The sequence below is a fragment of the Exiguobacterium sp. s50 genome (assembly GCF_018618175.1).
In the GTDB taxonomy this organism is placed as follows: Bacteria; Bacillota; Bacilli; order Exiguobacteriales; family Exiguobacteriaceae; genus Exiguobacterium; species Exiguobacterium chiriqhucha.
Genome location: NZ_JACSLP010000003.1, coordinates 245,437 through 261,743, shown reverse-complemented (window position 1 = coordinate 261,743; position 16,307 = coordinate 245,437). Strand labels below are relative to the sequence as shown.

17 protein-coding genes are annotated in these 16,307 nt (G+C 54.2%); 10 read left to right on the top strand and 7 right to left on the bottom strand.

All coding sequences use genetic code 11. The features are described 5' to 3' along the window. Positions 1 to 4: 4 nt before the first annotated feature. Both KNP68_RS05815 and KNP68_RS05810 read left to right on the top strand, forming a co-directional pair. Positions 5 to 781 (top strand): hypothetical protein, encoded by a 777-nt coding sequence (locus tag KNP68_RS05815; RefSeq protein ID WP_131471026.1) that lies wholly within the window; start codon positions 5 to 7, stop codon positions 779 to 781. A gap of 115 nt (positions 782 to 896) precedes the next feature. Beyond that, complete coding sequence (locus KNP68_RS05810; protein WP_214799012.1) at positions 897 to 1,808, top strand: cation diffusion facilitator family transporter; 912 nt, start codon at positions 897 to 899, stop codon at positions 1,806 to 1,808. Between the two features lie 41 nt (positions 1,809 to 1,849). Here the strand turns inward: KNP68_RS05810 and KNP68_RS05805 are convergent, their stop codons facing one another. The 3 genes from KNP68_RS05805 to KNP68_RS05795 form a co-directional block, all read right to left on the bottom strand. Then, positions 1,850 to 2,989, bottom strand: coding sequence for a zinc-dependent alcohol dehydrogenase (locus KNP68_RS05805; RefSeq protein WP_029595905.1), 1,140 nt, complete (start codon positions 2,987 to 2,989; stop codon positions 1,850 to 1,852). A 106-nt stretch (positions 2,990 to 3,095) separates the two neighbouring features. After that, positions 3,096 to 3,953, bottom strand: a complete 858-nt coding sequence (locus KNP68_RS05800; RefSeq protein ID WP_029595904.1) for a metallophosphoesterase — start codon at positions 3,951 to 3,953, stop codon at positions 3,096 to 3,098. 95 nt (positions 3,954 to 4,048) lie between these two features. Beyond that, positions 4,049 to 4,462, bottom strand: a complete 414-nt coding sequence (locus KNP68_RS05795; RefSeq protein ID WP_214799010.1) for an organic hydroperoxide resistance protein — start codon at positions 4,460 to 4,462, stop codon at positions 4,049 to 4,051. 118 nt (positions 4,463 to 4,580) lie between these two features. Between KNP68_RS05795 and KNP68_RS05790 the strand changes: the two genes are divergently transcribed. After that, complete coding sequence (locus tag KNP68_RS05790) at positions 4,581 to 5,027, top strand: MarR family winged helix-turn-helix transcriptional regulator (protein ID WP_214707998.1); 447 nt, start codon at positions 4,581 to 4,583, stop codon at positions 5,025 to 5,027. Between the two features lie 19 nt (positions 5,028 to 5,046). Beyond that, positions 5,047 to 5,973: a CAP domain-containing protein gene (locus tag KNP68_RS05785; protein ID WP_131471029.1), complete on the top strand. Its 927-nt coding sequence runs from the start codon at positions 5,047 to 5,049 to the stop codon at positions 5,971 to 5,973. Positions 5,974 to 6,016: 43 nt separating this feature from the next. On the opposite strand, the gene KNP68_RS05780 is transcribed toward KNP68_RS05785, so the two are convergent. Continuing rightward, a complete protein-coding gene (locus KNP68_RS05780) occupies positions 6,017 to 6,490 on the bottom strand; it encodes a glutathione peroxidase (protein WP_131471030.1) in 474 nt (157 codons plus the stop codon). A gap of 163 nt (positions 6,491 to 6,653) precedes the next feature. Here KNP68_RS05780 and KNP68_RS05775 point away from each other — a divergent pair, with 163 nt between their 5' ends. After that, positions 6,654 to 7,175 (top strand): VanZ family protein, encoded by a 522-nt coding sequence (locus KNP68_RS05775; RefSeq protein ID WP_131471031.1) that lies wholly within the window; start codon positions 6,654 to 6,656, stop codon positions 7,173 to 7,175. Between the two features lie 290 nt (positions 7,176 to 7,465). Then, positions 7,466 to 8,761, top strand: a complete 1,296-nt coding sequence (locus tag KNP68_RS05770) for a murein hydrolase activator EnvC family protein (protein WP_251131464.1) — start codon at positions 7,466 to 7,468, stop codon at positions 8,759 to 8,761. Positions 8,762 to 8,794: 33 nt separating this feature from the next. On the opposite strand, the gene KNP68_RS05765 is transcribed toward KNP68_RS05770, so the two are convergent. The 3 genes from KNP68_RS05765 to KNP68_RS05755 form a co-directional block, all read right to left on the bottom strand. Beyond that, complete coding sequence (locus KNP68_RS05765) at positions 8,795 to 9,001, bottom strand: hypothetical protein (RefSeq protein WP_021066782.1); 207 nt, start codon at positions 8,999 to 9,001, stop codon at positions 8,795 to 8,797. 42 nt (positions 9,002 to 9,043) lie between these two features. Further along, positions 9,044 to 9,889: a GNAT family N-acetyltransferase gene (locus KNP68_RS05760; protein ID WP_131471033.1), complete on the bottom strand. Its 846-nt coding sequence runs from the start codon at positions 9,887 to 9,889 to the stop codon at positions 9,044 to 9,046. A gap of 85 nt (positions 9,890 to 9,974) precedes the next feature. Further along, the gene (locus tag KNP68_RS05755; RefSeq protein ID WP_131471034.1) at positions 9,975 to 11,189 is read right to left on the bottom strand and encodes a dicarboxylate/amino acid:cation symporter; all 1,215 of its coding nucleotides are present in this window, start codon (positions 11,187 to 11,189) and stop codon (positions 9,975 to 9,977) included. Positions 11,190 to 11,400: 211 nt separating this feature from the next. On the opposite strand from KNP68_RS05755, the gene zapA reads away from it, so the two are divergent. The 4 genes from zapA to KNP68_RS05735 all read left to right on the top strand — a co-directional run bounded on the left by zapA (position 11,401) and on the right by KNP68_RS05735 (position 16,301). Further along, positions 11,401 to 11,622, top strand: a complete 222-nt coding sequence (gene zapA / locus KNP68_RS15170) for a cell division protein ZapA (RefSeq protein ID WP_021066785.1) — start codon at positions 11,401 to 11,403, stop codon at positions 11,620 to 11,622. 8 nt (positions 11,623 to 11,630) lie between these two features. Then, positions 11,631 to 12,167 (top strand): CvpA family protein, encoded by a 537-nt coding sequence (locus KNP68_RS05745; protein WP_021066786.1) that lies wholly within the window; start codon positions 11,631 to 11,633, stop codon positions 12,165 to 12,167. 69 nt (positions 12,168 to 12,236) lie between these two features. Beyond that, positions 12,237 to 13,946: a DNA polymerase/3'-5' exonuclease PolX gene (gene polX, locus KNP68_RS05740; protein WP_131471035.1), complete on the top strand. Its 1,710-nt coding sequence runs from the start codon at positions 12,237 to 12,239 to the stop codon at positions 13,944 to 13,946. Continuing rightward, positions 13,947 to 16,301, top strand: a complete 2,355-nt coding sequence (locus KNP68_RS05735; RefSeq protein ID WP_131471036.1) for an endonuclease MutS2 — start codon at positions 13,947 to 13,949, stop codon at positions 16,299 to 16,301. The last annotated feature ends 6 nt before the right edge of the window (positions 16,302 to 16,307 follow it).

Sequence of the window (16,307 nt, the reverse complement as noted above, 5' to 3'; positions counted from 1 at the left end):
TCACATGAAAGAAGAAGTTCGGGCATCACGGGCCGCATCACGGAAACGGAAGCGGTTATGGCAAACGGCGACGGTCATCGCATTGATTGCTTCACTCGTCGGCGTCATCGCCTTCGCGGCCCTCATGGACACGAAGAACTCGGCGTTGCCGGAGACGGACGACATCGCGACCGAGTCGGTCAATAATGAATCAGAGGCGACAGAAGGAGATGAGCCGGAAGCAGAGGCCGACGAGTCAGCGGGAACGTACGTCTATATCGCGGCACCTTATACGAAAGTGTTCGCCGACGACCGGGTGACGGTCATTTATGAGGCCGACCTCGGTGACCGGTTCGAACAACTCGAGGCCGTCAGCGGTTTTGTCAAGCTCCAATTGAATGAGCGGACGACCGGATGGGTGACGGAAGCACAAGTGACGGGAGAAGCGACGAGCATTTCCGATGACGATGTGACCGCGGCATGGAAGACCGTCGTCCCGACGGCGGATGCGGCGACAATCGAAGTGCTCGGCCAAGACATCGACAGTGTCCGGGCCACGCTCGGTACCCCGAAAGCGGTCCAGCGTGACCAAGTGAACGAATACCATTTCTATGACGGCTTCTTCTTGATGGTACGTGACCAACAAGTGCGGGCGATCGACTGGGACCGCCAAGCGGTCGCGACGCCTGATGTGACGGCGACGAGCAGTCAAAACGCCGGCAGTTGGTATGAAGGTGAGACTCGCCAGTTGAAGTTGTTCCCCTATGACGGCGTCATGCGGGTCCGGCTCGAACAGAAATAACGACAATCGTCGAGAGGACATCCCTTTCGGCGATTGTTTTTATGTATTCATTCAAATGAACGTTTGAATGTTTGAGGTGGAAGGTATAGACTATATAGAGAGAGGGGGAGAAACAATGGGCGCACATCACGATCATCACGGGCACGACCATCACCATCATCATACGACGAACCAACGGGCATTATTCTGGTCGTTCGTCCTGATTGCGACGTTCATGGTCGTCGAAGTCATCGGCGGATTATGGACGAACAGTTTGGCGCTCTTGTCGGACGCGGGGCATATGCTTAGCGACGCGGCGGCACTCGGGCTCAGTTTCCTCGCTGTCCGGTTCGGAGCACGGCAAGCGACGCCAGAGCGGACGTTCGGCTATCGACGCTTCGAGATTTTGGCGGCGTTCGTCAACGGCTTGACGTTGCTCGTCATTTCCATCTATGTCATCATCGAGGCGTATCAACGCTTGTTCGCACCGCCAGAGATTTTAAGCGGCGGCATGCTTACGGTCGCCATCATCGGGCTGCTCGTCAACATGATTGCGGCGTGGCTGCTCATGCGGGGCGAGCGTGACAACTTGAACGTCCGCAGTGCGCTGTTGCACGTGTTCGGCGATTTGCTCGGCTCGGTCGGGGCCATCACGGCGGCCGTGTTGATTATGGCGTTCGGCTGGACGCTCGCCGATCCGATCGCGAGCCTGTTCGTCGCCGTGCTCATCTTGGTCAGCGGCTATCGGGTGACGCGGGAGGCGATTCATATCTTGATGGAAGGGACACCGGATCAAGTCGACGTTGTGGCGATGCAACGGGAGCTCGGAGGTATCGACGGTGTCAAAGAAGTCCATGACTTGCACGTCTGGTCGATTTCATCGAACGAACTCGCTGTCACGTGTCACGTCTTAATCGAGGCGGATACGGACGACCAGCGCGTCTTGCATGATGTGACGGAACGAATCCGTCAATTCGCCACGTTCGAGCGTTCAACCGTTCAAATCGAACGGGAAGCGCAATGTTGTGAGAATCGAACGATTTGGTAAACGAAGAAGCGGTCCCTGACAGAAGTCGGGGACCGCTTTTGTTATGGCTTCAAGACGACTTTGACGCAGTCGTCCAAATGATCGTTAAAGATTTTGTATGCGTCGGCCGCCTGTTCAAGCGGCAAGCGGTGCGTGATGATGTCGGTCGGATCGAACTTCTTGTCGACGATCATCTGGAACAGCTCGGGCATGTAGTGGATGACCGGTGCTTGTCCCGTCCGGATGCTGACGTTGCGGGTGAAGAAGTCGCCGAGTGGGAACTGGTTATAGTTCATCGCATATATCCCGGTCAATTGGACCGTCCCGAACTTCCGGACCGCTTCTTTGGCGACTTTGATGGCGCTGAGCGTGCCGCCTTGGACCATCAACTTTTGCTCGACTTTCTCGATCGGGGACATCTTGCCGTCGAAGCCGACACAGTCGATGACGACGTCGGCCCCGCCGTTCGTGATCTCATGAATGTATTTGCCCGTGTCGACCGGGTCTTTCATGAGGACGGTCTCAACGTTGTTTGACAGTTTGGCACGGTTCAAGCGATACAATTCCGGGTCGACGGCGATGACGCGTTTCGCCCCGCGCACCCAGGCGAGCTTTTGGGTCATCAGGCCAACGGGCCCTGAGCCGAGGACGACGACCGTGTCGCCGGCTTTCATCCCGGAACTGTCCAAACTCCACCACGCCGTAGGGATGACGTCGGAGAGGAAGAGGAGCGCCTCGTCATCGAGTTCGCACGACTCCGGGATGACGAGCGGCATGAAGTTTCCATATGGTACTTTCAAATACTCGGCCTGCCCCCCAGGATGGTTCCCGAATTGCTCGGTGAATCCAAAGTAGCCGCCCGCGTCCGTATGGGGGGCGTGGTTCGAATTGTCACACTGACTTTCCATCTCGTTCTCGCAATAGAAACAATGGCCGCATGAGACGTTGAACGGCAAGACGACTCGGTCGCCTTTTTTCACTTTCGTGACATCCGGTCCGACTTCCTCGACGATGCCCATCGGCTCGTGGCCGATGACGTAGCCGTGTCGCGTCGGCATATTGCCTAAGTAGATGTGCAAATCTGATCCGCAGATGGCCGTTGAGGTGATTTTGACAATAATCTCTTCCCGATTCTCAATCTCCGGGTCTTTCACGTCCTTGACCTCGATGTTCTTTGCTCCTTGATAGGTTACAGCACGCATATGTTCACTTCCTCCTTTTTTTGAAAACAGGTAAGTTACAACAAGAGTACTCTACCCGTTTCACACGCATGCGAATCCGGGTTTTGGGGAAAATAGGAAAAGGGGCTCACTGAGGAGCCCCGGTCCCAGTGACGTCGATGACGACAATCTCCGGTGGATTGAATACACGTGGTACGCTGACGCTATAGTTGAAGCCGCGCCCGATGACGTGAGTGAACGACTCGTGCTCGTACAGACCGCCGGCATACTTCGGAAAGAAGCCCTGGTCCGGCGCGTACAGTCCGTTCAATAGATACGGGATGCGTACCTGACCGCCGTGGGCATGGCCCGATAGGACGAGATCGAACGGTAGGGCGGCGTATGTCTCGACTTGTTCGGCCCGGTGTGACAACAATAGGCTGAACGCCGTCTCCGTATCGACATCGCCTAGCGAAGTCAACGCCGTCTCTTCCCATCTCGCATGGATATTTTCGGTGTACGTTCGGAGCGGGTCTTCGAGCCCGCCGACGAGAATGTCGACGCCGTTGACGTTGACCGAGACCACCTCGTTCTCGAGCACCGTCACGCCATAGGAGCGGAACACGTCTTTGACGTCATGACGGACGAAATCGTCAGAGCCGTCAATCTCATGGTTACCGGTCACGAAATACATCGGCGCGATACCTTGCAATCCTTCAATCAATTCGAAGGAGGCGTCGGGTGAGCGGAAGCGGTCGAGAATATCGCCGGGTAGGGCGATCAAGTCTGGTTCTTGTTCCCGCACCTTGTCGATTAAGACGCGTTGGTCGTCCCCGTACGAGTAGCCATGCAAATCGGACAACAGAACGACCCGGAACGATTGTCCCGATGCGATTTTGTCGGACTCGACTGCGTAGTTTCGGATGGTCAGACCATTATAGAAAGCGGCGAAGAGGAATGCGACCCCGACGCCGATCGTCACATATTTGCGTTTACCTTTGAACATCGTCCGCCTCCTCTCGATGAATCGTTCGTTTCTTCATTCTACTCTGTAGAGTAGGGAGACGCAAAAAAAAGCCCGCTCGGAAGCGGGCCATCGGATTATGCTGCTTTAGCAGTCAACTTGACGTCGACGTTGCCGCGTGTCGCTTTTGAGTACGGGCAAACTTGGTGTGCCGCTTCGACGAGACGTTCCGCCATCGCTTGGTCGACACCTTTGATTTCGACTTCGAGTTCGACCGAGATGAAGAAACCTTCATCGTCTTGGTTGAGCGTCACGTGTCCAGTGACGTTCGTGCCGTCTGTTTTAATACGTTCTTTGCCGATGACGAGGTTCAAGGCGCTACCGAAACATGCCGCGTAACCTGCTGCGAAGAGTTGCTCCGGGTTCGTCGCTTCGTCCGCGTGTTTTGAGCCAGGCATTGATACGTTCAAGTCGATGACGCCGTCCGTCGATGTGACGCGACCTTCGCGGCCACCAATTGCAGTTGCAGAAGCTGTGAATAATGGTTTCATGATTCAATTCCTCCATTTCGTTTTTGGGCAATTAAGTTGTGCACAATCTAATTATAGGGCAGTCAAACAGATAAGCAAATGATATGCTTGTCCTAAGACTATAGCCGGAGGAAATTTTATGAAAAGTTCGTTAACATTAGAGCATCAGATCTGTTTTCAGCTCTATACCGCTTCAAAAGAGCTTACGAGATTATATCGCCCGATTTTGGCGCCGTTAAACCTGACATATAGCCAGTACTTGGTCATGCTCGTCTTGTGGGAAGAAGACAATATCGATTTGAAACAGCTCGGGGAACGACTCACGCTCGATTCGGGCACGTTGTCACCGCTCGTCAAGCGGCTCATGCAACTCGATTACGTGGAGAAAGTGCGGGCGACCGACGACGAGCGCCGTGTCCTGTTGTCACTCACGCCGTCCGGGAGCGCACTGCGTGAGCAGGCCGAGGAGGTACCGCTCAAAGTGAGTGGTATGCTGAATATAGATGAAGCGACGTATATCGCTTATATGGAGATGCTCATTGACATCAAGGCGCGCTTGCGTGCGTTCGGTGAGCGAGAGGAGTAAGTTTTCGAAAGGAGACGCGATGTTTCGTAAATTAGTGATTTTATTGCTCGCGATCGGCATGTATGCGGCTTGGAAATTTGAAGTGCCGAACGTGTCGGCGCCGACGAGCATTCAAGTGAAGTCGACGGAAGTGGCGGAGGAGCAACAAGAACGCTCGACCGACGCCCCGCGCTTCACGAGCCAATATGCTGGGCACGACTGGTACTTGCTCGAGAAGAGCGGCGACCGTAGCCTCGAGTTGATCGATGCTGACGGATCGAAGCAAGGCCAGTATCAGTTCGAGACGGGCAGTATCTTTGAAGGGCTCATCGTGGGCGAGACGACGCGACAACAAGTCGAGCAAATCGGTTTCGATGAGGTCAAGTCATACAATAAGGGATTGAAACGCTATTTGATTCCGGACGACCCGTCGTTCAACGTCTATGCGATTGATGATGACTACGTGACGCTGTTCTTCGATCAGCATGACGACGACAAGCTGAAAGCCGTGCTCACCGTCGACCGGGACGTCGAGGAATCGAGTGAGGGCTATTACGGTGACGTGTCGGAAGACAATCTCGTCGCGAACGAACAGTTGATGCGAATACTCATGAACTGGGACCGCCAGAAGTTCGGACTGTCGGCGCTCGCCGACTATGAGCCGCTATTACCGGTCGTCCGCGCCCATAGTGAGAACATGGCCCGGAACAACTTCTTCAGCCATACGGATCCCGAAGGCCGCGATCCGTTCGAGCGGATGAACGAGGCCGGCATCGCGTACTCCCTCGCCGGCGAGAACTTGGCGATGGGGCAGATGAGCGTTTTTCATGCCCACTGGGGATTGATGAACTCGCTCGGCCACCGGGAGAACATCTTGAAAGATGGCTTCACCCACGTGTCGGTCGGCCTCGTCTACAATGAGGAGTCGAGCCCGTTCTACACGATCAACTTCATCACACCGCGTTAACAAAAAGGATGGCCTGCCGGATTGCGGCGGACCATCCTTTTACTTATAAGAGACGTTTGACGGCCGTCTCGATCTCATCCGGCGTCGTTTGCGGCGAGAACCGTTCGATGACGTTGCCGTTCCGGTCGACGAGGAACTTCGTGAAGTTCCACTTGATTGTCTTCGAACCGAGCAGGCCTGGTGCTTCTTTCGATAAGTATTGGAAGAGCGGGTGGGCGTCTTTGCCGTTCACGTCTACTTTGGCGAACATCGGGAACGTCACGCCGTAGTTCAATTGACAGAACTCGCTGATTTCCTCGTTCGACCCCGGGTCTTGATTGCCGAACTGGTTGCATGGGAAGCCGAGGATATGGAACCCTTGGCCCTGATAACGTTCATATAATTTCTCGAGCCCGTCGAGTTGCGGGGTGAAGCCGCATTTGCTCGCCGTGTTGACGATTAATAGGACGTCACCTTCGTATTTGGATAGCGGTTGGAGCCTGCCGCTCATGTCGGCTGCTTCATATTGATAGATCATGTTGATTCCCCCTTTTTTCTTTTCATTATACCAATCGCGATTTCAAGACACGACTTTGAACCGGTTGTTCGCAATCAAATTGTCATGAAATGATGAAGTCGTTGTTACAATGAAACGTGATGGACGGCGTATAATGAGACTCGTTGTAGAAAGGAAAGGTGTCATGTACATATTGAAAAATGAATTTATATGGATCGGTTTGATCCTGATCGGCTTATTCTTCTCGAGCGCGACCCCGTATTCGGACCAAAGCATCGTCTCACCGCTCGAACGCATCAATTGGACATGGGCCGAGCCCATCCTCGCGACCGTCGACTTCGAGTACGCCGGGGGACCGGTATCGCTCGAGACGAAAGGGAGTGCCGGCTTGATTGAGTTCTTGATTCGGAAAGCGGCGCACTTCACCGTCTTCTTCGCACTCGGGGCACTTCTCGTCAAAGCGGTGTCGCGCACGCGACTCCATGCTGGGCTGACACTATTGTTCGCCTGGGCGCTCGCGAACACGGTCGCCATCTTCGATGAGTTTCATCAAAGTTTGACGCCCGAGCGGACGCCGCTCATCCAAGACGTCTTGCTCGACAGTTTTGGTGCCGCCTGTGGCATCCTCTTGATTGGCGGGTTTCTGCTGTTCAAACAAGGGCGTCATAAACGGTCACGATCGGGGTTTGTCGCTCCAAGGTGGTAAAAAAATCGTATAGGTAGTTATTTGAAAAGCGCTTTCATGAAGTGCTTTTCTTTTTGATTTATAACGTTTGTGTGACAAGCAAAATTGCAAAAGCCCTTTATACCCCCATTTTTAAACGGATAAAACCTAAAACAGGTCAATGTAATGGGAATGAAATATAAGTGTAAAATAACTTTAGGTTTAGATTGCTATAATGAGTCTCAGAGCGATATCGAATTTCGCCTATTAATTTATAATTTATGCGATCTATATTATATAGAAATTCAGAGAACTCAGCGGAGGGAAGCACATTGGTTAACTTGAAGAAACTTGCAGCAACCGTCACTTTAGGAGCTCTTCTCATTAGCGGCACGACACCTGGCTATGCAGCGTCACTTACAGACAAGCAGAAAAAGGTGCAACAGCAGCAACAACAGAATAACAGTGAACAGAGCAAAGCGAACGCCTCGATCAAAAAACGTGAACAGGCGATCAGCAAAGAGCAGCAAGAAATCAACAAGTTAGATGCTGAACTCCAAGACGTCATCAACGACGTCGCGCAAAAGAAAGCTGAGATTCGTGCGACACAACAAAAAATTGCAGCCCTTCAAAAGCAGATTAAACAATATGAAGCAAAAATGAAGGCGCAAGAAGAGCTCATGAAAGAGCGCATGGCCACGATGCAAAAAAATGGCGGCGGCTCGATTGACTGGGCAGAGTTCATCTTCGGCTCGAAAGATTTCGGTGACTTGCTCACACGCATGATCACAGCTGGTACGATCCAAGAGAACGACAAGCAAATCTTCGAAGAGTACCAAGCGACAAAAGAGAAATTGGCGAAAGCGCAAGCTGAATTGAAAGCCGAGCGCGACGCTCTCGTGAAACAAAAAGAAGAACTCGAACAACGTCAAAAGACGCTCAACAAGAAAATGAAAGAGCGCGCAGCGAAGATCAAGAAACTCAACGCTGAAAAAGTGAAGTTCGAATCGAAATTGGTGAGCCTCCAAGAAATGGAGTCAACACTCAAGTCACAAGAAAAAGCCATCAAAGCTGAAATGGAAGCACAACGTCGTGCGGCCGAAGAAGCCAAACGTGCGGCAGCGGCAGCAGCGGCTGCGAAGAAACAACAGAGTTCAAACTCGAATGCCGTCAGCACGCCGACAGCAGCGGCGGTAGCCTCAGTACCAGCAAGCGGCGGCATGTTCCAACGTCCGTCGGGCGGTCGTCTCTCACAAGGATGGGGCGCGGCGAGCGGTGCGAACGGCTACACGTTCCATAATGGAATCGACTTGGCTGCACCGGTCGGCACACCGATTCGTGCGTCGCAAACAGGTACGGTTACGACTGCGGGATGGGGCGGCGCCTACGGGAACCACGTCATCATCACGCACGTCTTGAACGGTCAGGTTTGGACGACTGTATACGCACACATGAGCTCGGTATCCGTATCGGCTGGACAACGTGTGACACAAGGTCAACACATCGGCGGCATGGGTAGCACAGGCAACTCGACTGGCTCGCACTTGCACTTCGAGATCCACCGTGGCGGCTACTCGTACTCATCTTCGAGCGCAGGTAACACGGTCAACCCGGCTTCATTCTTCTAAGCCTATACAAAAAGTGATCGACGAACGCGTCGATCACTTTTTTGTTGCCTTGTACGCGATAAAGGTCAGCAGGGCGGCGCCGATGACGCTCAGCCAGAGCGTGTCCCAGTTCGGGTCGTCGAGCATGCTCCGGCCTCCAAGAAACACCATATAGCCGAGCACAGCGAGCGTGACGACCGTCAAGGCGGTCAACCGTACCCGGCGCGGGATACGGAGCCACCAACCGAATAATCTGTTCATCAAAAATCGCCTCCACCTACAGTATAGGGGAGGCGCATCAAATCAGCTAGGCAATCGAATCCACGCCGAAGTGAAGATTCTTTCATAACCGACTTCTTTGTAAATCTTGTTCGATGTCGGGTTGCTCAAATCCGTATAGAGCGTACAATATTGTTTCGACGTCAAGAGCTCCCGGCTCAGCTCGGCGACGAGCGAGCGGGCATAGCCGCGCTTGCGCAACGCTTTTGGCGTGTAGACAAACGAGACAGTGACGCCGTTCGCGGTCTCGCGCGATTTCTTCGCGCACGAGACAACCTTGCCGTCGACTTCCCAGACGTACACTTCTTGATTCTCGAGCATCGTCGCAATTTTTTGTGTCGCGTTTGCCTTCGACGAGACCGGTAAACCGGTATCCTTTTCGAACGCGTTATACGCCTTCACGAGGAATGCCTCATCGTCCTCGGTAGCCCGTCGCATCGACCCTTCCGACAGCGGGATGTCGTTGACGTGATCAAGACGATACAGACCTTGCTCCATGAAGACTTTCGGCTCTCGCGCCGTCAGGATGTACCAGAGCGTGTAGAAATTCATCGCTAGATCGGCTTGCGAGACGACCTCGGTGAAGGGGATATCCCCGTTTAACAGTTCAGGCACGAGCAGACGAAGGACGTCATCCTCTCGCTCATGCTTCACGAGCACATAGTTGAGCGGATGGGGCGGAGTCACTTGCAGGATTGCGAGCACATCACCGTCATCTTCGACGGTCAGTTGATGATACGACTCGTATCGGCCTTGCTTGATGGCATCGAGCACGCCAATCATCAAGCTGTTCTCGGCCTCATGTTCGAGCAGGTAGGGCATGACACGTTCTTCAAATCCGGACAGGTCGTTCCAACGAATCAGTTCCATATGAACACCCTTTCAGCGTATGTATACAAAACGGGCAAACCTGATGGCTTGCCCGTTTTTTCATTCTATCAAATTAGAGACGAGATTACGCGATTTCCTCGCGTTCTTTTGCGTCATCCAAAATCTTTGTGTTGCGTTTGAAGTAGTGGACGATTTTGGCGATGGCGCCGTCTCCCGTGACGTTTGTCGCCGTACCGAAGCTATCTTGTGCCAAGTAGAGGGCGATGACAAGACTGAGCATCGTTTCGCTGAATCCGAGCATCGAACCGAACAAACCGAGCGAGGCCATAACGGCTCCACCTGGAACGCCTGGTGCTGCGATCATCGTGACGCCGAGGGCGAGGATGAACGGGAGCACGATCGCGAATGACATCGGCATGCCGTTCAAATACATGAGGGCGACACCGACCGATGTGAGCGTGATTGTCGACCCTGACAAGTGGATGGTCGCACAGAGCGGCACCACGAAGTTGGCGACGCCTTCGTCCGTGTTGTTCGCTTTCGCCTGACGAAGTGTAACCGGGATTGTCGCCGCTGACGACTGTGTCCCGATGGCTGTGAAGTACGCCGGCATCATTGTCTTCAAGAGACGAAGCGGGTTCTCTTTGTTGAGAGCACCTGCGACTGAGTATTGAATCAAGAGCATCGTCAAGTGAAGGACGATGATCGTGACGAAGACGAGCGAGAACACCGAGAGAATCTCAGCGACTTGTCCGGCGTACGTCATGTTCATGAAAATTCCGGCGATGTGAATCGGTAATAGTGGAATGATGACTTTGCTGATGAGTAGTTCAATGATATCGCGGAAATCCATGGCCAAATCGAGCGAGCGCTTGCTTTCGATGGCGGCAATCCCGATGCCGATGACGAAGGCGAGAATGAGCGCCGTCATGACGCCGAATACTGGTGGGATCTCAAACTCCATGAAGCTTTTCAAAAGAGCTTCTTCCGGGTTTTCGGCAGACGCCGTGCTGCGTGACAAAATTTGCGGGAACAACGTGCTAGTCGTGAAGTAAGCGAGCGTCCCGGCGACGATTGTGGAGATGTAAGCGATGGCGGCCGTCAAACCGACCAATTTCCCAGCGCCTTTTCCAAGTTCCCCGATTCCTGGAATGATGAAAGCGAGAATGATTAGTGGGATGGCAAAGCCTAAGAACTGCCCAAAGACTGTGTTGAACGTGACAAATGTCCGGACAATCCAGTTCTGGCTTTCTGGTACGATGCTACCGAGTAGAATCCCGAATGCGATAGCGATGATGATGCGACCTAGAAGGCCAATACGTAATTTCAAATAAATCATCCTCTCTTAATGTTTGAATTGTTGCTATTTTCGCATATTTAGCGACGTGTTGCCACCCTATCTTTCATTTTTCAACGAAGATTGACGTTTGACAACTTTGAAATAGGGTATCACAAAATGTTGGAGTGGAAAAGGGAGGGACCTTCTTCTTTTCCTAATATACAAACGATGTTATGATTAATTTTGAATAGACGTAAAGGAGGGGTGACGCGTGCAGGTACAACGAACAACGATTCATATCGCGGGTCAAGACTATACGATCGTCAGCGAAGAGCCGGCCGATCATGTGAGGGAAGTGGGCTTTCTGGTCGATAGCAAGATCCGTGAGATTCGTGAACAGTCCCCTCATCTAGACGCTCGTCAGGCAGCGGTGCTCGCCGCTATCCAAATCGCGAGTGATCACGTCAAAACTAAACGAAATACGGGAGAATAAATCACTTTATGGTTACTCTACTTATACTGTTTTTCTTGTTCATCGGGATCATTAACGGATTCCGTCGCGGGGCGATTTTGCAGCTCGGCCATTGGGTCGCGCTCATCATCAGCTTCCTCGTCGCCAATGCATACTACCGTGATCTCGCCGAAGCGTTCAAGCTATGGATTCCATATCCGTCGCAACTCGATGGGTCGCTTCCAGAAGGTGTCATCGATTTAAACGCACTGACAGGACTCGAGATGACGTTTTATAACGTCTTCTGGTTCGTCGTCTTGTTCGTCATCACGAAGCTCGTCTTGCATCTCATCCTATCGATGCTCGACTTCTTGACGGACTTACCGATCTTGCGTCAATTAAAAGGAATCATCGGAGCGGTCCTCGGGTTCTTCGAGGCGTACGTGATCACGTTCTTCATTTTGTGGGTCATCGCGTTCGTACCGATGGCAAGCGTCCAGAGCGCCGTCGACAACTCGTCGCTCGCGACGTACATCATTCAAGACACGCCATATCTCTCTGAATGGTTCTCGAATAAGATGTTGTAACACGACAGGCCGGAATGCAAGCTAGTGCTTGTGTCTCGGCCTTTTCTGTATGGAAAAGGGGGAAGCACGATGAATAAAGTCGAAGCGATGATGCTGCTAGAAAAAATCGCGCAATATATGGAGATTAAAGGGGAGAACCCGTTCAAAATCAATGCCTTCCGTAAAGCCGCGACGGCGCTCGAGAACACCGAACTCGAACTCGAGGACATCGAGGATTTGACGACGATCTCCGGGATCGGCAAAGGGACGGCCGCCGTCCTCGAAGAGTGGCGGGACACGGGCCGCAGTGAAACGCTCGAGTCACTCCAAGAAGAGATTCCATACGGCCTCATGAAACTGCTCAAAATCCAAGGGCTCGGTGGCAAGAAGCTAGCCAAGCTCCGCGAAGTCGGCGTCGTCGATCTCGAGACACTGATTACCGTATTAGAAGACGGTACGGCTGCGAGCCTCCCGGGCTTCGGTGCCAAGAGCGTCGAGAAGTTGCTCACGGCGGCACGGAACCTCGAGTCACGCCCGGAGCGTCTCGCATACGCCATGATGCGCCCGGTCGTCGAAGAGATTGAAACGGTGCTCGAAGCTGAACCGCTCGTCTTACGCCATTCAGTCGGGGGCAGTTTCCGCCGCGCCGAGGAGACGTGTAAAGACCTCGACTTCATTATCGCGACCGAAGAGCCTGTCGCCCTCCGTGACAAGTTGCTCGCCCTTCCGTTCATCAACGAGGTGATCGCGGCCGGAGAGACGAAAGTGTCGCTCGTCCTCGAGCGCGAGGAGATGGTGTCGGTCGACTTCCGCATGGTCGAACCGGGCGCCTTCGCCGCGACGCTCCATCACTTCACCGGCTCGAAAGACCATAACGTGCGCATGCGCCAGCTCGCGAAAGCGAAAGGTGAGTCGATTTCTGAGTACGGCGTCGAGACGGCGGACGGCCTCTGGCAACCGGAGACGGAAGCCGAGCTGTTCGAACGTTACGGACTGCCGTTCATCCCGCCGGAGCTCCGGGCAGGCAACCTCGAGTTCGAGCACGACCTCTCGAAGCTCGTCACGCTCGACGACATCAAGGCTGACGCCCATATGCACACGGTCTGGTCGGACGGGAAGTTGACGGTCGACGAGCTCGTCGCGGCGATGAAAGCGCGCGGCTATGAGTGGATTGCCATCACCGACCACGGCAAATACATGTCGTTCGTCAACGGCTTGACCGAAGAACGGCTCGAGGCGCAAGGGGAAGAGATTCTCGCTGCCGCCAAGAAACACGACATGCACGTCCTGCGCGGTGTTGAGATGGACATCCGCCCGGACGGGACGCTCGACTATGAGCCTGAGTTCTTGGCGACGCTCGACTACGTCGTCGCCTCGATTCACTCGAAGATGGACCAATCCGTCGACGAGATTATGGCTCGGCTCGAGAACGCCTGCCGCTCGCCGTACGTCAACGTCATTGCCCATCCGACCGGGCGCCTCATCGGGCGCCGTGACGGTTATCCGATCGACGAGGAGCGCTTGATCGCCCTCGCGAAAGAGACGGGGACGGCGCTCGAGTTGAACGCGAACCCGAACCGGCTCGATTTGACTGCCTCGACGCTGAAGAAAGCGAAGGCGGCCGGGGTTAAACTGATGATCAACACCGATACGCACCACCCTGATATGATGGAAGATATGGCACTCGGCGTCCTGCACGCCCGGAAAGCCTATCTCGAACCGTCAGACATCATCAACTGCCTCTCGTTCGAGGACGCCAAGGCGTTCATCGACGCGAAGCGACAGAAAGGAACATGCTAGATGGATCACGCGTTACGCGTTTTAGAATATGAAAAACTCCGCCAGCAGCTCGCCGCCCACGCCGCGAGCTCGCTCGGAAAAGAACGGGCGCTCAACATGCAGCCCGACTATACGTACGATCGGGTACTGTCGAACTTGAACGTCACCCGCGAGGCGACCGAGGTCGTCCGACTCCGCGACCGGTTGCCGCTCGGCGGACTGACCGATGTCCGCAGTGAAGTGAAGCGTGCCGCCATCGGCTCGGTCCTCTCGACGAGCGAACTGCTCGCCGTCGCCGCCGTCATGTACAGCGGGCGCCAAGTGAAGAACTTCTTCGAGAAGCTGCACGAGGACAATGAAGATCTCCGTATCCCGCGCCTCGATGAGTATGCCGAGCGCTTGACGAAGCTGATCGAGGTCGAACAGACGATCCGTCACGCCATCGACGACCAAGGCACGGTCCAAGATTCGGCGAGCGACCGTCTCCGTGGCCTCCGGACTCAGCTCCGTAGCTTTGAAGGCAGCGTTCGTTCACGGATTGACAACATCCTCCGCAACAACGCGAAGATGCTGTCGGACGCCATCGTCACGATTCGGAACGACCGCTATGTCGTCCCGGTCAAGATGGAGTACCGCCAAGCGTTCGGCGGGATTGTCCACGACCAATCGGCATCAGGCCAGACGCTCTTCATCGAGCCGCAGGCGATTGTTTCGATCAACAATGAGATTCAAGAAGTCCGCTTGAAAGAGCGCGCCGAGATCGACCGCATCTTGAGCGAACTGTCAGACCTAGTCGGCGGTGTCGCTGATTCGGTCGTGACGAACCTCGACGTGCTCGCCACGCTCGACTTTGTGTTCGCAAAAGTCGCCTACGGGCATCAGCTCAAAGCGACGGAACCGAAACTGAACGATGAACGCGAAATCAAGTTGAAACAGGCGCGTCATCCGTTCATCCCGCAAGATGAGGTCGTGCCGATCACGGTCGAGCTCGGCGAGGCGTTCACATCGCTCGTCATCACGGGACCGAACACAGGCGGGAAGACGGTCACGCTCAAGACGCTCGGGTTGCTCCAACTGATGGTGCAGTCAGGTCTCTATGTACCGGCCGAATTCGGGACGGAGCTGTCCGTCTTTGACGCCATCTATGCCGACATCGGTGATGAGCAGTCAATCGAGCAGAGCTTGTCGACGTTCAGCTCGCACATGACGAACATCGTCAGCATGCTCGACAAGATCGACTTCATGTCACTCGTCCTATTCGATGAGCTCGGTGCCGGGACCGACCCGCAAGAAGGGGCGGCCCTTGCCATCGCCATCCTTGACGAAGTGAAACGTCGCGGCGCCCGTGTGGCGGCGACGACGCACTACTCGGAACTGAAGGCGTACGCCTATAACCGGGAAGGCGTCATGAACGCCTCGATGGAGTTCGATATCGAATCGCTCAGCCCGACGTACCGCCTATTGATCGGCGTACCGGGGCGTTCGAACGCGTTCGAGATTAGTCGACGTCTCGGCTTATCTGAACAGGTCATCGACAAGGCGCGAAGCCATGTCGGCACCGACGCCGAGTCGGTCGAATCGATGATCAATGAGCTCGAGGCGGCCAAGCATCGCGCCGAGCAGCTCGAGAAAGAATTGATTGTCAAACGCCACGACCTCGAAACTGAACAGGCTGCGTTCGAAGCGAAGCTGACCGATTTCGAGCGTGAGCGCGACACGATGTACGGCGAAGCCGAGGCTCGTGCCGAAAAGGCCGTCGAACAAGCGAAGCGCCAAGCGAACGAAGTCATCGACCGCTTGAAGAAGCTTCGTGAGGAAGGAATCGTCAAAGAGCACGAGATCATCGCCGCGAAGAAACAGCTTGAATCGGCGAAACCGACGCTCCAAGATAAAAAGATTCAAAAAGTGAAACAAAAAGCGCAACAGAAACGTACGTTCAGTAAAGGCGAAGAAGTGAAAGTGACGACGTTCAACCAAAAGGGCTATATCGTGAAGCAATTGAACGATAATGAGTACAACGTCCAAGTCGGGATTATGAAAGTGAACGTCAAAGCGGACGACCTTCAAAAAATCGGGCCTTCGAAAGAGCAGTCGCTCCAGTCGAAAGGCAGCTCGCTCAAGCGTCAGAGCTCGACGAAGTCGGAGCTCGACTTGCGCGGCGTTCGGGTCGAAGAAGGACTTTCCCGCCTCGACAAATATATCGACGAGGCACTCGTGTCGGGGTACGACAACGTCCGCATCATCCACGGTCTTGGGACCGGGGCGATGCGCCAAGCGACGCAGGAGTATCTTAAAGGACATCGTCACGTGAAGAGTCAGCGCCCCGGTGGGATGGGTGAAGGCGGACTCGGTGTCACGGTCGTCGAACTGAAGTGAGGGGAA